Below are 19,791 nucleotides of genomic sequence, written 5' to 3' on the forward strand. Positions count from 1 at the left end.
AGAATCCCCCTTCATTCTTCTAAAGAGCCAGTTGTTAACCGAAAAAACCAGAAAAAGATTAGTAAGGCTTACTTCCCCAGCCCCACATTACAAGCTGGTCATTTGTGGCAGCGATTCACTCGGCGCTATCCATTTTTTGAACAACAGAGTGCCTCTGACTGCGGTGCTGCCTGCTTAGTCATGGTGAGCCGCTACTGGGGAAAACGCTTTAGCGTCAATCGACTGCGAGAAATTGCCAATGTTGACCGCAATGGTGCGTCGCTGCGAGGTCTAGCAGCAGCAGCAGAAAGCATTGGGTTTACGACTCGACCTATAAAAGCCAGCCTCAACAAACTTGCCGAACAAAGCTTGCCTGCCATTGTCCACTGGGAAGGAAGGCACTACATCGTAGTTTATGAAGTAACGAGCGATCGCGTCATTGCAGCCGATCCTGCTATTGGTCAGCGTAGCCTGACTCATGCACAATTTAAAGCTGGTTGGACTGGTTATACATTGTTACTCCAGCCCACAGCCTTACTGAAAGATGCTGATGAAGCTAAACAATCCTTCTGGCAATTCTTTGAGTTGGTAAAACCCCATCGGCTCGTATTGCTGGAAGTATTTGTTACCTCTATCTTGATCCAAATCTTTGGACTGATTACGCCGTTGTTTACTCAATTGCTGTTGGATCGTGTCGTCGTACAGCGTAGTAATCTGACTTTAACAGCCATAGGGTTAGGATTACTAATCTTTGGCTTGTTCCAAATCGCCCTGACTACACTGCGGGAATACCTTCTAGACCATACGGCTAACCGAGTAGATCTAGCGCTGATTGTCGGTTTTATTAGCCATACTTTCCGGTTGCCCTTGAGCTATTTCGAGTCCCGTTACGTCGGAGACATCATCTCCCGCGTGCAGGAAAATCTTAAGATTCAGCAGTTCATTACAGGTGAAGCACTGTCAATCTTTCTTGATTTACTGACAGTTTTTGTTTATATGGGACTGATGTTCTGGTACAGCTGGAAGATGGCACTGCTAACATTAGTGATTGTGCCACCCTTTGTCTTACTGGCGCTAATTGCTACGCCTTTTTTGCAACGAGTCTCGCGTGAGATATTTGCTGCCAATAACGAAGAGACTGGCTATCTGATTCAATCCCTGAGTGGCATTCGTACAGTCAAATCTATGGCGGTTGAGCAGACAGTGCGCTGGAAGTGGGAGGAACTCTTTGGCAAGTCGATTAAAAAGACCTTTTCTGGACAGGTAATTGGCAACACGCTCCAGACTTTTAGCTTAACTATCGAAACACTAGTAACTACAGCATTACTGTGGTTTGGAGCGTGGCAAGTGATTCAAAACGAACTGACTATTGGGCAGTTAGTTGCTTTCAATATGTTGCTAGGAAATGTAATTAATCCCTTTCAGCGACTAACCGTGCTGTGGAATGAGTTACAGGAAGTGATTATTGCCGTTGAGCGCATCAATGACGTGATTGACGCTGAGCCAGAAGAAGACTTGCAACACCAGGCTCGTCAATTTCTACCACCAATTCATGGTCATATTCGCTTTGAACAAGTCACTTTCCGCTACCACCCAGAAAGCGATGTCAACACCCTGGAAAATATTAGTTTTGAAGTGCAGCCAGGACAAATAGTAGCGCTGGTTGGGCGCAGTGGTTCTGGGAAAACAACCATTTCCAAGCTGCTTTTGGGTCTCTATCCTCCAACTGTTGGGAAGATTTTGATCGATGGCTATGATGTCACCAGCTTGGCATTGCGATCGCTTAGGCAGCAAATTGGCGTAGTCGATCAAGATACCTTTCTGTTTGGCGGTACGATTCGAGAAAACATTAGTGTCGGTCATCCAGAAGCCACATTGGAAGACATTATTGAAGCAGCCCAACAAGCAGGAGCGCATCAGTTCATTAAGGAACTACCGATGGGCTACGAAACCCAAATTGGAGAGGGCGGAGGAATGCTCTCTGGCGGACAACGACAGAGAATCGCGATCGCTCGTGCCCTGCTAGGAAATCCCCGATTGCTGATTTTAGATGAAGCGACTAGTAGCCTTGATGCTGAATCAGAGCGGATTATTCAGACTAACCTCAACACCATTCTTCAAGACAGGACAACCCTGGTAATCGCACATCGTCTCTCCACGGTACGCAATGCCGATCTAATTCTGGTGCTAGATAAAGGCATTTTAGTTGAAAGTGGCACTCACGATGAATTAATGGCTAAACGCGGTCACTACTTCTACCTTAACCAGCAACAACTGACTATAGCAGGCTGAAGATAATCGTTAAGCAATCATGCCAAAACCATTAAATACACAAGACCGGCTCAGTCAAAACGGTCACTACCCTAGTAGCCAAGGTTTATCCCAAGAGCTGCTGGACATTAACAAACCCAATCAAACATCATCAACTGAGTTAAAATCCTCTGAATCTGTTAGCGATGACTGGTCTTCCTTAACCAAGGAACTGATTGATACGTTGCCACGAGTTTGGACACGCGGATTGCTGTACTGGCTAGTCGTCTTTGCAGCGATTGTCTTACCTTGGGCGATGCTATCCAAAGTAGACGAGACAGGTAGTGCCAGAGGGCGACTTGAGCCTCAAGGTAAAACTATTAGGCTGGATGCACCTGTTGCCGGAAAAGTATCTGCAATTAAGATCAAAGAAGGTCAACTAGTACGGAGAGGGCAAAGTTTACTGGTGCTGGAGTCAGAGGAAGTGCTTTCTGAACTCCAACAAGCTCAAGCCAGGTTAGAAGGTCAACGAGATCGGCTGCCACTGCTGGAACTGATGAAAAAACAACTAGAGAGTACTGCTCGCACCCAGCAACTGCAAAGTCAAGCCCAGGCATCAGCACAGTTGGCACAAATTAACCAAATTCGGCAACAATTGAGTTTTCATCAAACAGAATCTAACTCAACACAGGAACTTTTAGCTAAGGATCGGGACATTCTCGGACGTTATAGCAGTCTGCGACAGCAAGGCATTATTTCGGTTCTCCAAGTAAACGATGCCGAACGCACCATGATTGAGAACAGACAGCGGCTGCAAAAAGCTCAATCAGATTTACAACAAGCCCAAGCTGAACTCAAAAAACAGCAGAGTACTTACCAAAGCATTCTGCGTCAAGGCGAACTAACAGTGATGGAGAGTCAGAGACAAATCAAAGAAATCCAAACCCAGATTGCAGGCTTAAAAGCGGAAATCGCTCAAACCAAAAACCAAATTCAGTCTCTGCTATTTCAGTTGCAGCAACGTGTAGTCAATGCGCCAATTGATGGTATAGTCTTTCATCTGCCCATCCAAAGCGCTGGAGCTGTGGTGCAACCAAGTCAGATCGTTGCTGAGATTGCACCTAAAGGCACTTCTCTTATGCTTAAAGCCAAGATGGCTGTCCCAGAAAGTGGTTTTCTGCGTGTAGGACAGCTAGTCAAGCTTAAATTTGATGCCTATCCCTTCCAAGATTATGGAGTGGTGCAAGGGCACCTTCGTTGGATTTCACCTGACTCGAAAGTTGAAGAAACTCCGCAGGGCAAGGTAGAAACTTTTGAGCTAGAAATTGCGTTAGAGCAGACCTATATTCAAACCTCAAATAAACGACTTGCTTTAACAGCAGGTCAAACAGCTACTGCGGAAGTAATTGTGCGGCAGCGCCGTTTAATTGACTTCATTCTCGATCCGTTTAAGAAGTTGCAAAAAGGCGGTATAGAACTTTAAGCGATCGCTTTCATCTCAATTACTAGGAGTTGTATCATGTCAGAAATTATTACTATTTGCCAAGCAGAACTTCTTCAGCAAATCAAGCTTTCCTGTCAAACTCCTTCTATCGTCGAAGCTATTCTGACTCGCAAAATTATTGCGCGTGCTCAAGAAGAACAAGGTATTGAAGTGGAGCCAGAAGAACTTCAGCAGGCAGCAGACAACTTACGTTTACTGAATAATCTTCGCAGTGTTGATGCTACTTGGTTATGGCTGCAAAAGCATAGCCTGTCTCTAGATGAATTTGAAGAGCTGGTTGAATTAAGTGTCGCTTCCTCAAAGTTAGCGCAACATCTTTTTGCCAATAAAGTCGAATCCTTTTTTGTCGAGCATCAACTTGAGTATAACCAGGTAGTTATGTATGAAGTGGTCCTGGAGGAGGAGGATTTAGCTATGGAACTCTTCTATGCAATACAGGAGGGCGAGGTTAATTTTCACGGAGTTGCTCGCCAATATATTCAAGATATCGAGCTACGCCGAAAAGGAGGGTATTTAGGAGCTTTATCTCGCACCAAGCTGAAACCAGAAATTTCTGCTGCTGTTTTTGCAGCTAGTCCTCCTCAAATTATTAAACCAGTTCTGACATCATTAGGAGCACACCTAATTCTAGTTGAAGAACTGATTCAACCAGAATTGGACAATATGCTGCGCCAAGAAATCATCTCAGACTTGTTTTCCGAATGGTTAAAGCAACAAATAGAAATATTTGAAGTTGAAATTGACTTGAGATCGAATAGCGGGCAAGCTCTGAACCCAGAAACTCGCGATTTAGTAGCATCTAGTTAAAGTTAAATAAACTCATTCTGAAAAAGCGGGTTTTGTCAATGCTTGCTCGTACAGGTGCAGAGTATCGCCACTACTCTGCACCTGTAGTATTAGATGATAGGCAACGAACAATCAAACCTTTTCAACTACTATTTCCGTTTTCGTTCAGATCTCAGCTCAATGCCTACTTTGTTGCTGTCTTTCTTGTAGTCTAGATATGAGTGAATCGCGCTCTTCGAGCATCTGTTCAAGGAGTTGGGAGATTGCTTCTTCGACAATCACCTCTTTGTAGGGTGCATTCGCCTTACCTAATTCCAGCTGCAACTGCAAGTGCAACCTGTCCAGCTGTTCTAAGACCGAGCGGCTCAACTTGAATGTGGCTTTCTGTAACTTGTCAGCTTGTTGAGAAGTTGTCTTGACAGCATCCTGACTTGCTAGCTGTTTATTTGACTTGCCAACTTGTTGACTTGCCAACTTGTTGACTTGCTGAGTTGCTGAGGAGTCACCAGATTTGACTTCAATCGCATCAAAGTAGTCATCAGCTTTAGTCTTTGGTAGGTTAATCCTGTCGCCCGCACTCTTACGTTCTCTTGGCATTGTTACGACTCCGCTACCATCTGTTTGATGAGTGCTCGGTAAGGTTGCACCAATTTCCCTGACCCGACATAGATGTGAATTGGTTCCCCCGCTAAATTTGACTCCGCAAACTTGACGGACTTAGGCACTGGATCAAAGACTTTAATCCCCTCCAGCTGCTGCTTCAAGGTATTGATTACGTCCTGCGTCATTACTGTATTTTTTTCTGCCATTGTGGGCAATACACCTAAAATCTTCAGACGCGGATTCAGCCGCTTCTTGACACTTCCAACTGTCTCCAGTAATGCCTCCAATCCTTTGAGGGCAAAAAACTGACACTGGACGGGAATGAGGAGCGTATCGGCAGCAGCAAGAGCGTTAACGGTTAACAATCCTAAGCTGGGAGGGCAATCAATCAGGATGTGCTGGAATTTCTCCCTAGCTGGCTCTAGCCTTTCTTTCAGGATGTAGAAGTTTCCCACCTTGCCGAGCAGTTCTGTTTCCCCTTTAGCTAGCGAGATATCAGCAGGCAACAGATTTAGACCGGATTTAGTTGCTACAACTGCATCCAAAATCTCAGCAGTCTCTGTAATCACTTCATAGGTTGTGAGTTGGTTGTCCGATACTTCCACGCCCAACCCAGTAGTTAAGTTCCCTTGGGGGTCGAGGTCTATGGCAAGGCATGAGAACTGTTGTGCCAGCAATCCCCCCAACGAGATGGTTGAGGTGGTCTTTGCCACTCCTCCCTTTTGATTGGCGATCGCAGTAATCATAAATGTATTCAATTACCCCCTTTAGCTTGCCAGCAAGTTAACCAACTGACAAGCTAACTTGTTAACTTTTTAACAATTTGACAAGTCAACAAGTCAACACGTCAACACGTCAACACGTCAACACGTCAAGATTCTGGGTTGTCAACAAGCTGACTTGTCAACAAGCTATTTTGATACTTGATTCATAGCACAGATGAAGATGCTGCTGGGACAGGATCGATCGGGAGCGGCTCTTCAAAGGGATATTAGGAGCGTGACTCGCCAGTTAACTCCGAAAAACTGCATATTGTCCGGTTAAAAGTTGTAGACTCCTTTGTAAGTAAGTCATAGTGAATGCTCTACGCTTCATCTTGCAGATAGAAGCGTAGCGTCCTTATCCCTCCAAAGGTGAGACAAGGTAATCGGCATTCTCGATTTACTTCCAGAACTTTTGCTGGAGAGTAACTGACGACCATTTCTGTACGCCAGTTTTAGCTTATATGCCCAGTATCGGGCTGCAATATTTTGACTACCATTAAGGTCGGCGTTGTAGCGTTTCCCGCTCTGGAACGTAGCTAATGCGTAGTTGGATTTACTGCGCTTGAGTTGACCGGAACCATCATACGCCCAAGAGGATGTGCCACGAGGATAAACTAGTTCTACCTTGCCACCCACTTCGACAAACTTATTTTCCGTTAGTTGCACCAGCAATCGATGCAGCCAACCGTGAAATCGTTGCTTGAGGGTAGAGCGTTTTTTACCAGCTTTTGGCTTCCAATCTTTCAGGTTTTCAAACACAATTACAGACGCACCATGCTGGTGTGCAAATTGCACGATTTCCTTCGAGATGTGCTGCGCCATATTGTGGTTAATTCCCTTAGCGCGTCGATACAACCCTTTGCAGAAACCTTTGTGCAGTTTCTTGGTTAGCTTTGCCTTGTGTCTAATCTGCCCCAATACTTTGTCGCGACGGTCTATGTCTCCCCCTCGATGAAAGAATGCACGAGAGATTACAGTGCCGTCGCTACTAACAATAGTAGCAGTCGCAGTTGTGTTGATCCCCACGTCTACCGCACAGACTAATTTTCCTCCTAATTTAGACGGGTGCAACTTGAAAGGTACAGACAGGTGAGCCTTACCATTTCTGACAATCAGTGATGGTGACAAACTCTTGCTATGCGCCAATAAATGACGCTTTCTGACTTGCATGATTTGAACGTCTATCCAAATCCAATCAGAGCCATTCCATACCTTGATTTGGGCAACAGTCAACCAAAGATCGAACTTGACACACTGCCCACGATACAGAGCTGGGTAACATCCCGCTTCTGGGTTAAATCTTGGGGGTAATGCATCTTTCCGTTTGCGATTGCCAGACTGCCAATCATAGTAGCGAGTCAGGAATGAGGAAACCTGTCCCAAGACAAATTCAATCGCTGCTCGGCGCAGGTAAGACGGGAACTTATAAAACCGTTTTTGGAAATACTGGTATTTAGGATTTGGGTTGCTACTAGTCTTATGAATGAGCTTTTCAACTGCCGCACAACGACTTGGGGAATCCACAATTTCTGTCCAGTGACCCATAACCACATAGGACAGAGCTTTGCAGAACGAGCGATATTCGCCAACCGTCGCCTCCAGATAATTTAACTGTTCTGGAGTCGGGTTTAACTGCCATCGGTCTATGCGTACAATTGAATTAGTCATATATCAATCGTACAATGAATCAAGATAAAAAGTTGAGGCTAAAGTTAAGAAACCACATGACTTTTCGGTTGTGCTATCATTTGATTCTGACATTGAAGTACAGAAAGGATATCTTGACCGTTGAAATGCAGGATAGGTTAAAACAAATCCTTGTTACCCTGCTAGTAAAGTGGGAGTGTGAACCTATCGAGTTAGGGGGTGAAGGCGACCACATCCACGTCTTGTTTGATGGGCATCCAGGACTAAATTTAGTCAACTTCATCAAAAACATTAAATCCGTATCCTCTCGGCATATGCGTAAAGAGTACGGTGACTATCTACAACAGCATCTTTGGGGTGGTGAGTTTTGGAATGATGGCTCTACCATCATTTCTGTCGGTGCAAGCGCCAGTATTGATGTGCTGATTTCTTATATTCAAAATCAGGGGAAAGCAGATAAAGATCTTGACCGCCGCTAACTACCGCTTCGTACTTCGTACAGAAGCGTAGTTAGCGGCGGATTTTGGCTCAAAATATACTCACATAAAGTAGATGACTGGGGCAGACACCAGATGACACAGGCAGGAGAGACGAAAAGGCAAAACTTCAATGTCACGCCAGAGCAAGAGGCACAGATCGAGTGGCTGCGATCAGCAATCGGTGCTGCCAGCGCCAAAGAAACTATACTTCGTGCTGTTTCCGTGCTGTCCGCGCTCAAGGAGTACACCCAGAAAGGGTTCAAGGTGGCTTTGCTCAAACCAGACGAGCAAGTTGAATTAGTCATTCCAGGTCTTCAGCCTCCTAATTGGGCGCAGTGGAAGTATTTGGTCGAACGCCCTCACCCTTGGCGGCGACAACTGTACGTGAAAGGTCGGCGGTTACTCGCTTCTACCGTTTGGCAGGATATGCTCGCCAACGAGCTTTCCCTTGTTGAGACAGCGGCGAACTTCTCTCTGCCCGTTGATGCTGTTGTGGAAATCGTGCGCTATTGCGAAACCGAGCGAGAACTGCTGAAGATGGAAGCTGACGAAGAGCGCTGCCGCCTGGAAGAAAAAGGATTGGCATCAATCGGAATTTGGGTGAAATAGTTCCCCCTTCTTGTGCCAACTTCTTTGAGCTGGGTCCCTTCGCCTACTCCAATCCCTGAATTCATCTTCACCTTTTTGAGCTGCTTCTTCAAGCGTAGCCGCGCTTACCCCTAGCCTTCGCGCCAACTGGGTAATGTCTTGGGGAGGTAGTACGGGTGGTGGACCATACTGATAGGGCGCTCTTCTAGCACTCTTGGATCGCTGACTTGACACGAAAGCCGACTCCAAAACCGCCAAGCGCCTCTCAATCAGGGCTATTTGGGCTTTTAATGGGGCAGTCGCTTCACCTAATTCTTCGCTCGCGACTCGTTCGCTCCCGCTCTCGCCATCGAAGAACTGCTTGACGATCGCAACAATCGCCGCACTTTCAGTTAGCGATTGGGATTGCATGTACTCGCGCAACTTTTCGTGATACAGGGGTGGCAGGTAGCCTACAACTCGAATATTGTTGGTCGCCATTAGGTATGCTATCTTTGTGCTTGATTCGTGCTACTCTTCCAGCCTACTCCTTTGCGCTTAGTATGCCAAGTCTAGCTTTAAGTGTGCTATTCCAGCATACCAGGAGCTAGATTTTGGCAGCAGATCTATATATATAGATATATTGAATGCCACCATCAAGAGGGTGGTCAAAGGTGAATAAGAAATCTCAAGGTTTCCGGCAGTCAGCGTGCAGCTATTGCGTCGTTCGTTGGTGGCGAGGAATTGACAACCTTTCTACCGCCTTTCGCTTTGTCTCCTCGCCTCGGCGATCGTATTTGGCAGTCGTAACAGGCGTTGCATGACCGGCTAGTTTCTGCACCGTGACGACATCGTTATCATCCAGCAGCTCCGAGCAGAACGTCCGGCGGAAGTCGTGGGGCGAGAATTCTGCTACCCCAGCCTTTCTCCCTCGCCTTTTGACTATCTTCAGCACCGCATCTCCTGACATGTGCCGCAGTTCCACTTTCCCCCCTTTACGCACCGGAGTTATCAGCGCCCCTGGTTGGCGAGAGCGAATCTCCAGCCACTCTTCCACTATGGCGACTGCCTCCACTGGTAAATAAACCTTTCTGTAGGACTTTCTTTTGCCAGAGCGGATCTCCAGTTCGCCCAGAATCGGGTTATAATCTTTAAGTTCTAGCTGCGCCAATTCTTCCCGACGCAACCCGCCACCGCGCAGGATAGCCAAGATTGCCGCATCCCTAATACCTATAGTTCTAGCTTCTGACTCACACGCATCCATCAACAAGGCAATCTCATCTGTAGCGAGAGCGCGACCTTTGAGTTTTTGCGGCGGCGTGTCAATCCGAGGTAAGTCTACAGCACGGGCATAATCCTCATAGCCCATCAACCCCAATCGAGCCGCTTCTTTGAGCACTCGCCGCAAGGCACAAACCATTTTTTTCGCCGTCGCCGGAGCCAACCCCTGCACCAAACTCGCCCGAACTGCCGCCGTATGCTGATAGCGCAGCTTAGACCAGTCTAATGTCAGCGCGTCGCATTCACCACCAGTCAGCATTGACGCGATCGCGTCCAGGGCATGGCGCATTGTCGGCTGCGACCCCTCACTCAAAGAAGCCAAGTACACCGCTGCCGGATGAAGAGTTGCTGGCACGGGCGCGAGTAACTTCAGTCGGGCAGCATCAGCAGCGCGATCTATTTTGGGCATTTAGTCTTTGGAAGATCAATTCTAGAGACTAAAACTTATTGTCACATTTAAGGGGCGATCGCGGGAGTATGGTGCGCGATCGCTTCTGCAATTCCAACCGCGTTACTTTCTAGGATTGCAACTGTAACCAAGAGTCTGGGGTTGAGTCGAACGCACCCTAACTCATAATCAAGTGATAAACCGTTAGTTAATCTAAATAATTACCGTTAGTTGTGTCACAAAACAAGTGGATTTCGTCGAGTCATGTGTTAATCTGTTGGTAGATGTAAATAAATACCAACATTTTATCACAAAACGCTCGGCATTCCTGACGCTCGATCTTCGTATGTCAAAGACACAGCTTCTACTGGAGCTTGCCCGTGAGGTAGGCGCGATCGCCGCCAAAGATGCGGAGGCAAAAGGAATCCATCGTCAGTATCTCAAGCGTCTGGAACAGCAAGGATTGCTGATTCGGTCTGGACGGGGAATTTATACTTATGCTGACGCTGAGATTACGGAGAAGCATAGCCTGGTCGAGGCGGCTAAACGAGTTCCTCATGGAGTTATTTGTCTGCTCTCTGCACTTAGCTTTCACGAATTGACGACTCAAGCGCCTTTTGAAATTTGGCTGGCTATAGACCAAAAAGCACGTTCTCCCAAGGAGGCTATTCTGCCTCTACGAATTGTTTATATGTCCGGTCAAGCACTATACGCTGGGATTGAGTCACACTCCATTGAAGGAGTGCCAGTGCGAGTGTACTGTCTTGCCAAAACGGTTGCAGACTGCTTTAAGTATCGCCACAAAATAGGTCTTGATGTTGCTCTTGAAGCGCTGCGGTCTTGTTGGCAGCAACGACGCTGCACGATGGACGAACTCTGGCACTATGCCAAGATATGCCGAGTGCAGAATGTAATTCGCCCTTATCTGGAATCGCTGTAACGATCGAGGAAGTGACACTATACCAGAGTTGGCTTCCCATGTCAGACTGGCGCTCTTTCTACCAGTTTCACTGTAGATTCAGCCGGAACGAATACGCACAAAGCAGCGTCAACCTACTAAAGAGAGAATTCTTCCATCTCTTGCTAACTCCGATAGGAATAAACGCACGTTTAGATAGCTCAGTTCGCTACCATTCTTGGTTAAATTAAAAATAACATTGTGATACTTTAGCTGAAAAGTCCGATCGGGAGCATAACACTGAAGCGCCATTATCGTGACAATTCGTTCGCTTCTTGTTGACATATATTTTAGGCATTTTTCTCCTAGAACTAAATCGAGTTGTTTTAAATTCTCTTGAAAAAAAACCTGACCGTTAGTCTTCATTAGGTAGAAGATATCTGACTCGTCGCCTTGGAAAAATACTGGGATATCAATTAGACCAACATCCACATAAATTCCAGTCTCAGCAAAATCTACGATGGTAGGTGGCTGGCGATCTCTGACTTTTTGCAGATCCGCAAACAGCTCTTGTATCGCCTCTGGCGTAGCTTCTCCCCGTTTAGAGTTGGGAAAGAGAAACATCAAAGGAACGTCACCTCTATAGCTGCCCTCAGCTGCTATCTCCTGGGAAAAAAAAGAGTGAATTATTGGAAAGGGAACTACTAGTATATTACTGGAAACTACCTGAAGTCTCGCTATTTTGCCTTTGAATTTTTTTTGGTAAGAAGACATATCTCTAATTTCCAACTAACTATTACGCATAGCAAATCGCTTCTAATGAAATAGAGTGGCAACAGAACCGCTCCATTTCTATCCGAACTGAATTTTCCGGAATTTTTGAGTTGTCCTGAGATTGCTGCTGGGTTTTGGCAGCCGCTTTAGATTAATTGACTAACTCCAAACTGGTTTTAAAACTGGAATGGAAAAATAGCAGGACTCAGTTGCACTGTTGGAACGCCATGCAAAACAGATCTAGCTGCACTCTTTTTAAAACCGCATGAAATCATCCCTTGAGGCTGATAATTCGAGCGCAGAGTGTCAAGGAATTCATGAAGTGTTAAAAGTATAGCTAGCTCGTTGCTGGCAAGCGCTTCATCTGCTCCTAAAGCTGCTGTTCCAAGCGAACGACTTTTTGGGAAAGTTGCTCTAGGCGTTGGCGCAATTGAGCCAATTCGCGTTTGATTGATTCGATTTCATTGTCCTCTGCTTTTTTGGGCATATCTAGCTGCCTGAAATAGTCTTCCAGAGCTGTAATTGCAGCTTTGGAAAGAGTTTTTAAGCCTAGATCTTCCTGATACTGCTTCAGCCGCTCGTAGAGCGCGCGATCTGGATAGGCAACGAGTCGAGGATTGTCGGTAGGCATAAGTAGTAGCACACTTTTGAACTTTGTAGCCTACCAGGAAATGACCTCCTATTGCTATTTGTAGTAGAAACTTTACCAATACTAGCACACTTTTGAATTTGTGTGCCAAAAGAAGCACACAAATTTTGAGCTTTCAGGTGGCGTGACTCAGTTGCGCCCCTTAAAACTTCCAGCAGCTGGTAATTTCCGATGACTGTAGAGGTTGTCAGTGGGAGACAAATATCTGATAAATCTTCAGCGCTGCTTTGCAATACAAGGGGCGAGAGTGTCAAGAGAATTTGCTGTGGCTGCGCGTAACCGAACCGAGATTCCGCGAGCGCACAACTCACGCGCTCGATTGCCATTGGGCTGCAACAAATATATTTTCTCTACACGGTGTCGTTAGTTTTTACAGCCGCGTCCCGTCATTTAGCTAGATGTGCGAGCGATTTTCTGAAAATGCCACTACTTTCGCTTCGCCGCTTTGCCGAGCGCGAAAATTGAGTCTCAAATCCCCAAACCGTTCAGCTTTATCTCATCAGCTCTTGCTGCAACCATGCTGTTAAGTCGGCAGCACTAGCAAAGTCAAACAGTGCCTCACTCAATCGATCTAATTGCTCGATAGACAGGCTTTGAACCTGCGCTTGCAACTGGGTGGGGACAATTCCAATCCGGCGCGTGAGTAGACGAATTACAGTGTCCTGCTTTCCTCGTTGCACGCCTTCTCGAATAATTTCTTGGTATATGGGAGATTCTCGCATAAGTTCTTCTCGCAGATATTGTCGAATTAAATCCGGCTCGAACCTCAAAGAAGCCAACACCTCTACGCAAGCGGAGATATTGCGCTGTTGCTGGGGTTCTTCAATCATATCTACCTGCGTCGCAACTTGCTCTAACAAGGCGGCGCTTGAGTCCGTCCGAGCCAGCACTGCTAAAGGTAGGAGAGCCGGATTGGTCAGTAATGGAGCAGCGTCTTGCTCCCACAGGCGCACTACCCGATAACGGTGCTGGGTATTGCCCACGCTTAACTGGTTAGTATAGGCAGCATTATTCGTTGTCTCCTGCAAGAAGATGACAACCTGCTCGATGGGGCATTCATACTGTCGGTATAGCCTCACCCAGTAATCAAGCATTCGCAAGGGTAAAGGGGGAGTGGATGTCGGCAGGGTTTGAAATTCCAAGTGCAAGATAGAGTTGGTAGATTGCAGTCGGATGACCGCATCGGCGCGAATGGGGTCGCGGGAAAGCTCGCTTGGCAGGAGTTGAATGTCGGTGGCATTAGAGGCAAGGAGCCAGCGGACAAAAGGCTCTGGATACGAGGCAGCTAGGTACTTGCAGATATTGTCAAAACTCAAATTAGATAGCGGATTACGAAAGATTTGGCTAGATTTTCGCTCCTATTGGCGGCGAATTCAAGAGCTTACGTCATCCCCCAGTCTAGCTGGAACGGCGAGATGTCAGCGCGTCCCCCGCTGCCGTTGACGAAGGAGCGGATTTTCTGTTTCACCCAACTAGGTACGACTTGCCACAATTGCCGCAACTGTTGTGGAGTCCACCTTGTGAATTTTTTCAACTTTTCTACCGCCTCCGTTTGGGCGATTTCACCCAACAACTCGATCCCAGTTTGGAGAGCTTGGGGGGTTAGCGGTTCTTGCTTTGGCATCGGGGTTTGAGATCCGGTTGTAACCCCCGCTGATTTATTTATATAGGGGGGGGTTACAACATCAAACGAGTCCGTCAATGCCACAGGAGTTGCTGCTGCTTGGGCTGACCGTTTAGCCTGACGCTTTGATAAAATCGAGCGCAATTCATCCCAAGCAGATTCGTCGATCCTGACGCAGCGAGATTGCTCTCTGCCCACGCGCCGCGCCTTTGTCTCGATCCCCAATTGCTCTAATAGCCGCCGGAAAATCCAGATATTTGTGGCGTGTAGGGGATTGTTGGGAATGGAAAAGCCAAAGAATGCCTGCACTTGTCGGCTGCACGCCCTAGCTCTCTTTCCCAAGGGTTCTAGCTCTGCATCCGTCCATTCCCTTCCAGGGACGAGGAATGGCAGTAATCCGAGCGCATCTCTAGCAAATCGCCGCAGTTCGTAGCAGGGATGGTCGAAAGGTAGCACCCCATGCCCCCACTTGAGTTGACGCTCTAGGGCATCAAGGTCGCGTTTGGTCGAGCTTTCTGCTCCGGCTAGCAACACTTCCAATTCTACGATCTGCCCTCGGCGCTTACCGCCGTTGTCATAAGCGACTAACTGGGGGGTGACGTTTTCTACGCAGTAGAATTCAGCGATTTGGGTTTTTTCGATCGCTCTTTGGTCAGTGGGACTAATATTCTCCTGGCGCTCTAGAGCTGCTAGTTCCGACTTATTCAGCAATTTAGCATTAGCGACTTTGGAGTAATACTCTTCTTTTACCAAACTTCTAGCTTCAGCCATTGCGTCTTTGACTTGGGCATTTTTCTCCTGGCGCACGACTTCAACCGTATTCCCTTCGTAGCGCAGCCGTTCTAGCAGATTAGCCCGCAAATGCCACATCGCGGCGTTGGTTTTGGCAGTCAGCTTAGCCCACAAGTCTAGGTGGGGGTTGTCGTCCCAATCAAATGCTTCGACCCCAGGAATCAGATCTGGGCTGAGACTAGTGCGGATAACAGAGATTTCTGCCTCCCAACGGGTCTTCAGGGCTTGCTTTAATTGGAATGGGGATTCGCTCTTGCTCACCTTGCTAAAATTCTTGCCAACAGTCGCGCACCAGACGACACGGGGAATGTTATCTCGCACCCGAATCAAGGCTTGCGCCGCATCTGCATCAGTGACCGTGCCGTAGAACAGCCCGTAAACTTTATCAAAATGCTCTACTTCAATGCTGACTCCCGTTGCCATGCTAGGGGTAGCAATGACAGTATCTACGTCCAGGACTCGCTGGTTGATATTGCGAATAAAATCCACTTCATATTCGCCCCCCGACGTGTCGCTATTAATCAAAACCAAGTTGGCTGTTTTCTCTTGCTCCAGTGTCTCGACCAGATGCTTGAGGGCAAGCGATCCCCGCTTGGCATCGGTGGCAACAAAGATTTTCAATCCCGCTCGGATGTCTGCCAGTAATTCCCCGATAATCGCATCGTCGCTAGCAGCGTCTAGAAAGCGCACCGGATAGCCTGAAGCTTGATAGTTATTCCGAATCAAGTAGACAGGGCTTGCCGCGCCTCGCAGCGACCGGATATAGTCGATTCCGATATCTGCTGCATCCGCATCCGCCACAATTACCCAGCTTGCTACCCGAATCAGCCAATGCAACCTGGCGAGGAGGGCGGCGCGTTTGCCGTCTTTGTTGCAGGTGGAGCTGGTGAGTAAATGGCTAAACACCTGCATGAACTCGTCAATCACTAGCACGCAGCCGGAAAACTTCTCTGGGTTAATCGAGAGCAAGCTGTCTACGCACAGCCCCAGGCGCAGGGTGTATGCCGAGCCAGTGATGAAGTCGCCATTCACCCGATCTACATCGCCTTTGTAGTCTAATCCCATCCGAGCGCAGAGATTACGCATCAGGGCGATGCGGTGTCCGGCGGCGATCGCTTTGGGAGCATCTTGCACTAGGCGGCTGATGAATTTGGTTTTGCCCGTGCCTTTACCGGAGGCAAGGACAATAATCCCGCCGTTGGGGGAGTCTGGAAGGGTTAATCGCTCCTGCTGCGCTGTAGCAGTCTGTGGTGGGGCGAATGGGAGTTGCAAGAGCGTTAGTTCTTTAACGTTTAGTTGCAGCCAGGGGGTGTAAGTTAACTCGGCTTGTTTCCTCACCCGCCACAGCCAGGAAACCAAGGGCAAGGCTTGCTGGTAGATAGCGTCAAATGCGGCAGCGCCTTGAGCAACAACAAAGTCATCTACTCCTTTTTCGGGTCCTGGTAGAGAGATGACGTGAATCTCGCAGCCTTTTTGCTCTAGCAGTTTACCTGTTTTGAGAATGGCGAGATTGACGTTTTTGATGGTTTTGGGTTTGGTGTCGCGATCGAAGCAGAAGTAGAAGCGACGACCAGCGGTAGCGAATAATTCTAATTCGGGAATGAGGGATTCAGCCCAGATCTTACCGCATTCATCCCGCATCACCCGCCGACCGTTGAAAATTCCAGGTAGAGCGATCGCCACGTATCCTAAACTCAACAGACAGCCTGCTTTCTTTGCCCCTTCAACCAGCACGATCGGAATTTCAGGATGCGATAGCACCCACTGCCAAAATTCAAAGCTGTCTCTTTTTCGAGTGGTTGTACCGTCGTTGACGAATCGATGCAACTGCCCTTCCGTACAAGCAGCGATCGCTCCGTAACGGATGGCGATTTCTAGCCACAGGCGATCTGGAATTTGGAGGAAAAAGGCACGGGTTGGGGTTTTGGGTGGATGCTCGTACTTGATGGGCTTGCCATTGTTGCGGCTGAGTCGAGGGCGGTCGGGTTTGAAGCACCCCCACAACATGGGCTGCCAGTTGTCGAGCGGGTCTAGACCAGCACACCACCAGCCGCCTTGTTCTGTATGCTCGTACTGCCGGATGAGATGGAAGACTAACCGCCCCGTGTTGGTGCGCTCCAGCTTATCCGAGTAGCAGAGGTAGTCGTAGGGCGTTGTCCCAACTAGGCTTTTGATATTGTCCCAGATAATTTCAGGGGCAACACCGCTTTGCAACCATTCTTGCCAGTGCTGGGGGTTGATGTAGGGCGGCTGGAGCGTGGAAGGCGGCTGGTCGTCGAGCATGAAGCACTTTGTCCCTGGTGTAGAGATACAGGGGCAAATCTTCTCAGATTTTTTTAGCGGCTGTTTTCAAGTGGATTAGTCTTATCAGACTAATCAGGGTGTTTTCAAAACCCTGAAACCACTGCTTCATCATGATTTCAGCAAAAAGCTGGTCGGGAGATCCGGATGGTTTGGTCGGGAGATCCGGATGGTTTGGTCGGGAGATCCGGATGACTTTGTTTTCAAGCCAAAACAAACGTCTAGTAAAGCTTTGAAGCCATTTTTGAGGGGTAACTTTTTTGAAAACAAAAACCAAATTGTTTTGAAAACAAAAACCACCTTGAAAACACGATAAGGCGCTCGCTGCTAACTAGAAGAAACAAGCAGCTAGTCGGCTATCTCCAGCAACTGCTTCAGCTTGGCTTCCATGTCTGAGGATGGGGTACGTTTGCCTTTTTCCCAATAGCCAACCAATGTTTGGGTAACTCCCATCCATCCAGCCAACTTCCTTTGTGTCCAACCCTTGGCTTCCCTAGCCTTGCGTATTTGGTCACCCCTTAAACCAATATTTGAGACTAGCTTCGGCTTTGGCTGTGGCTTTTTTGGTTCAATCTTGGCTGCTAGTAATTCTGGGATAGGGGCTGGAGGCTTGATGGTAATTTTGGCTCCCAGCAGCCAATCAATAATCTTAACCTCTCTCCAGCCAGAAGGCTTCTTAGCTTTGCTGCCAGGTCTTAGCCATTCTGGATAGGAGTCATCAAATTCAATCTGCCAGCCCAAGTTCATCAGTAGCTTTAATGCATTATCCCAACGTTGCCTTAGCTCATAGGCTTTACGCTTATCGTTACGGGATAAATCCAGAGCATTCCCAGTCATAACAGACGGCGCTTCCAACAAAGTTTTTACTCGGTACTCGCCACTACGGTGAATCCTGCTATCCATCGTCAAATGAATCGCCAGCCTCAGCGCCAGTTCATCGTGATAAGGGTCAATCTTTAGAACTTGCTTTGCTATATAGCCAAATTGATATAGGGCTTCCTTAGCTTTAGTGCCAGCCTCATTTAAGAACTTCTCAAACCAAAGACCAGGGCGAACAGTAAGATATACTTCATGCGGTCGATCTATCCTTTCTCCAAAGCGCAATTGTCCACTTCTAATGTCTACCATCACATCCCACACTCGTGATGTAGATATACTGCAATCAATTTGATTTTTTCCGTTCCCTTCAGTCCATACAGCCTTAATCAGCAGACAGCCCAAAGCATAACCAGTATTAGCTATTTCATTTAATTTTTCATAAGCTGCCAAGTCATTTCGCCTATCCCAACCTAGTTCTTTAATAATGTCACTGCCCTTTAATGTAAATTTATTTTTCCAAGGTTCAACATGGTTCATCGTATGAGCTGCAAAAATCAAATGCAACTTTACTGTATTAAATCCAAATTTATCAATTATTTGTTCAGCCTGTTCCCAAGGAAGTCTTCTAATGTCTCCAGGACTAGCAATATAATGCTCAATATAATTATTTTGGTTTCCTTTTGCTTTGTGCTGAAAGTAAGCCACTCTATTAGTATCCTGCTGCCACAAGTCCTTTCGTAACTGAGCTATTATGCTGCTTACTATCGGGACTCCGGTTGAAACAGGTACAAGTGGATTGGCTAAAGGAGGCTGAGTAACTGGTATTGAATCTGCATCATTATCTTGTTGAAATCCTAGAATCTTGTCCAAATCTGTTAGGGTAAGATTTGGTAAATCTAATCCTTTGATAATAGCTGAAACAATTCCTTGAGAAATTTCATGTAAATTCAAATAAATTTCGTATTTTAAAAAGGCTGAGTCCCCTTTGAGATAGCGTTCAAAAGTTTTATACCGACTCTCAGGACTCATGTTAGCGCAAGCTTCTGCACCTAAATCTTGCTCCATTCTTTGCCAAGCTGATACTGCGAGATCAGTCAATACATCTTGAGCACATGCTTCCCAAGTTCCATATAGTTCAAATCCAGGAGCAAAATTTTTCTCTAAATGCTCAACCACCTTTTCCATATCTGTTTCATCAAGGCTTAACTTAACTACTGCCAGGTTACCTTCTTTATCGAGAATGAGTGTAAATGGAGGGAGCTCTGGGTCGAAAAATTTTTGTGTTGTTTTTAACCTGACTTTAATTAGATGCTCATATAGTTTGATCAGATGAAAAGCTAACTGAACTGCTACTAAACTCAAAAGTTGTGATTCATTACGTAACCACAAGGCAGTTTGCTTAACTTGTTTTGGGTCAAGATTGTTTTTAAACAGATTCAATTGAGAATGAAATTTATCAACTTGCTCAATAATTTGTTGTTTATTATTTATTTTCAGCTTTTCTGCTGGAACGAGTACGACTGCTTCTGTATCTTGATTAATGGCAGAAACATAATCTACACGCTCATACTGCGGTAGTTCTTTCCAAAAACTTGTTGGGTCAAACTCAAAGATGTCATCATTTTTGTCGTTCATGGTTTTCTATGTTCCGTGATGTCCTACAAGGGATGGCAATAGGAACAGTGC

At 46.8% G+C, this 19,791-nt stretch carries 16 protein-coding genes; 6 read left to right on the plus strand and 10 right to left on the minus strand.

Going from position 1 to position 19,791, the window contains the following annotated elements; translation table 11 throughout:
• The 3 genes from N4J56_RS40280 to N4J56_RS40290 form a co-directional block, all read left to right on the plus strand.
• Positions 1-2,271: peptidase domain-containing ABC transporter (locus N4J56_RS40280; protein WP_317112658.1), on the plus strand; the 2,271-nt coding region annotated here is incomplete at its 5' end.
• 19 nt (positions 2,272-2,290) lie between these two features.
• Positions 2,291-3,712 (plus strand): HlyD family efflux transporter periplasmic adaptor subunit, encoded by a 1,422-nt coding sequence (locus N4J56_RS40285; protein WP_317112659.1) that lies wholly within the window; start codon positions 2,291-2,293, stop codon positions 3,710-3,712.
• 36 nt (positions 3,713-3,748) lie between these two features.
• Positions 3,749-4,540 (plus strand): peptidylprolyl isomerase, encoded by a 792-nt coding sequence (locus N4J56_RS40290; RefSeq protein ID WP_317112660.1) that lies wholly within the window; start codon positions 3,749-3,751, stop codon positions 4,538-4,540.
• 156 nt (positions 4,541-4,696) lie between these two features.
• Here the strand turns inward: N4J56_RS40290 and N4J56_RS40295 are convergent, their stop codons facing one another.
• The 3 genes from N4J56_RS40295 to N4J56_RS40305 form a co-directional block, all read right to left on the minus strand.
• On the minus strand, positions 4,697-5,116 hold the full coding sequence (locus tag N4J56_RS40295) for a hypothetical protein (RefSeq protein WP_317112661.1): 420 nt from the start codon (positions 5,114-5,116) through the stop codon (positions 4,697-4,699).
• Positions 5,117-5,118: 2 nt separating this feature from the next.
• The gene (locus N4J56_RS40300) at positions 5,119-5,868 is read right to left on the minus strand and encodes a ParA family protein (RefSeq protein WP_410500880.1); all 750 of its coding nucleotides are present in this window, start codon (positions 5,866-5,868) and stop codon (positions 5,119-5,121) included.
• Between the two features lie 345 nt (positions 5,869-6,213).
• Positions 6,214-7,554 carry a transposase gene (locus N4J56_RS40305; protein ID WP_317112663.1) on the minus strand — a complete coding sequence of 447 codons (1,341 nt, stop codon included), beginning with the start codon at positions 7,552-7,554 and terminating at the stop codon, positions 6,214-6,216.
• Between the two features lie 56 nt (positions 7,555-7,610).
• Between N4J56_RS40305 and tnpA the strand changes: the two genes are divergently transcribed.
• A complete protein-coding gene (tnpA, locus tag N4J56_RS40310) occupies positions 7,611-8,012 on the plus strand; it encodes an IS200/IS605 family transposase (RefSeq protein WP_317112711.1) in 402 nt (133 codons plus the stop codon).
• A 93-nt stretch (positions 8,013-8,105) separates the two neighbouring features.
• Positions 8,106-8,621, plus strand: a complete 516-nt coding sequence (locus N4J56_RS40315; RefSeq protein WP_317112664.1) for a hypothetical protein — start codon at positions 8,106-8,108, stop codon at positions 8,619-8,621.
• Here N4J56_RS40315 and N4J56_RS40320 read toward each other — a convergent pair.
• On the minus strand, positions 8,598-9,080 hold the full coding sequence (locus N4J56_RS40320) for a hypothetical protein (protein WP_317112665.1): 483 nt from the start codon (positions 9,078-9,080) through the stop codon (positions 8,598-8,600). The two genes, N4J56_RS40315 and N4J56_RS40320, sit on opposite strands and share 24 nt — an antisense overlap.
• 214 nt (positions 9,081-9,294) lie before the next feature.
• A complete protein-coding gene (locus N4J56_RS40325) occupies positions 9,295-10,269 on the minus strand; it encodes a site-specific integrase (RefSeq protein ID WP_317112667.1) in 975 nt (324 codons plus the stop codon).
• A 325-nt stretch (positions 10,270-10,594) separates the two neighbouring features.
• Between N4J56_RS40325 and N4J56_RS40330 the strand changes: the two genes are divergently transcribed.
• Complete coding sequence (locus N4J56_RS40330; protein WP_317112669.1) at positions 10,595-11,188, plus strand: type IV toxin-antitoxin system AbiEi family antitoxin domain-containing protein; 594 nt, start codon at positions 10,595-10,597, stop codon at positions 11,186-11,188.
• Between the two features lie 108 nt (positions 11,189-11,296).
• Here the strand turns inward: N4J56_RS40330 and N4J56_RS40335 are convergent, their stop codons facing one another.
• From N4J56_RS40335 to N4J56_RS40355, 5 genes are all read right to left on the minus strand, one after another.
• Entirely contained in the window at positions 11,297-11,770 is a 474-nt protein-coding gene (locus tag N4J56_RS40335; RefSeq protein WP_317112671.1) for a hypothetical protein, read from the minus strand.
• Between the two features lie 520 nt (positions 11,771-12,290).
• Complete coding sequence (locus tag N4J56_RS40340; RefSeq protein ID WP_317112672.1) at positions 12,291-12,551, minus strand: hypothetical protein; 261 nt, start codon at positions 12,549-12,551, stop codon at positions 12,291-12,293.
• A 509-nt stretch (positions 12,552-13,060) separates the two neighbouring features.
• A complete protein-coding gene (locus N4J56_RS40345; protein ID WP_317112673.1) occupies positions 13,061-13,885 on the minus strand; it encodes an Rpn family recombination-promoting nuclease/putative transposase in 825 nt (274 codons plus the stop codon).
• Positions 13,886-13,950: 65 nt separating this feature from the next.
• Entirely contained in the window at positions 13,951-17,268 is a 3,318-nt protein-coding gene (locus N4J56_RS40350) for a plasmid replication protein, CyRepA1 family (protein WP_317112674.1), read from the minus strand.
• 366 nt (positions 17,269-17,634) lie between these two features.
• Positions 17,635-19,740 carry a helix-turn-helix transcriptional regulator gene (locus N4J56_RS40355; protein ID WP_317112675.1) on the minus strand — a complete coding sequence of 702 codons (2,106 nt, stop codon included), beginning with the start codon at positions 19,738-19,740 and terminating at the stop codon, positions 17,635-17,637.
• Positions 19,741-19,791 lie beyond the last annotated feature (51 nt).

Source organism: Chroococcidiopsis sp. SAG 2025, assembly GCF_032860985.1.
GTDB lineage: Bacteria > Cyanobacteriota > Cyanobacteriia > Cyanobacteriales > Chroococcidiopsidaceae > Chroococcidiopsis.